This is a genomic window from Burkholderia sp. SIMBA_051 (assembly GCF_046534915.1).
Lineage (GTDB): Bacteria > Pseudomonadota > Gammaproteobacteria > Burkholderiales > Burkholderiaceae > Burkholderia > Burkholderia ambifaria.
In genome coordinates this window covers 1-274 of sequence record NZ_JAWRXS010000247.1, presented here as the reverse complement: position 1 = coordinate 274, position 274 = coordinate 1, and the positions used below count along the sequence as shown (strand labels likewise).

General features: G+C 65.7%; 1 pseudogene. It reads right to left on the bottom strand.

Going from position 1 to position 274, the window contains the following annotated elements:
• Window positions 1-274, bottom strand: a pseudogene (locus tag SB771_RS34385) (sugar ABC transporter ATP-binding protein); the annotation flags it as partial.

Sequence of the window (274 nt, the reverse complement as noted above, 5' to 3'; positions counted from 1 at the left end):
CGGGGAAGTTGAATGAGATGGTGCAGTTCTTCGGCGGTGCGTAGCTGCGCGCGCTCGACGGTTCGCACGATCGAGCCGTCCACCACGATGGAGATGCGGTCGCACAGCCGCAACAGCTCGTCCAGATCCGACGACACCACGACGACGCCCGTGCCCGCGCGCGCCGCGTTGCGCACCACGCCGTAGATTTCCTCGCGCGCGCCGACATCGACGCCAACGGTCGGCTCGTCGAGCAGCAACACCTTCGGCCGCGGATGATTCCATTTGGCGAATA